The sequence below is a fragment of the Dellaglioa sp. CoH-56-MRSF-14 genome (genome assembly GCF_056782115.1).
In genome coordinates this window covers 1-230 of sequence record NZ_JBXAYB010000152.1, presented here as the reverse complement: position 1 = coordinate 230, position 230 = coordinate 1, and the positions used below count along the sequence as shown (strand labels likewise).

Sequence of the window (230 nt, the reverse complement as noted above, 5' to 3'; positions counted from 1 at the left end):
GCGTTCCGCGAAAACAACATCTGGGCGCGCCGCTATTTCCATCCTCTGATTTCGGATTTCCCGATGTACCGCGGCTTGCCGTCCGCGAACCGTGCGAACCTCCCGGTCGCGGCCGAGGCCGCGCGCAAGGTGCTGTGCCTGCCGATGTATCCGGCGCTGACCGAGCACGATCTGCGCCGCATCGTCGACGTAATCCGACAGCCGTAAGATGCGGCTCGCGATCATGCAAC

General features: G+C 63.9%; 1 protein-coding gene. It reads left to right on the top strand.

All coding sequences use genetic code 11. From position 1 onward, the window contains the following. The coding region (locus AC1RPX_RS08130) for a DegT/DnrJ/EryC1/StrS family aminotransferase (RefSeq protein ID WP_481763392.1) at nucleotides 1-207 on the top strand (207 nt) is incomplete at its 5' end. Between the last annotated feature and the right edge of the window lie 23 nt (nucleotides 208-230).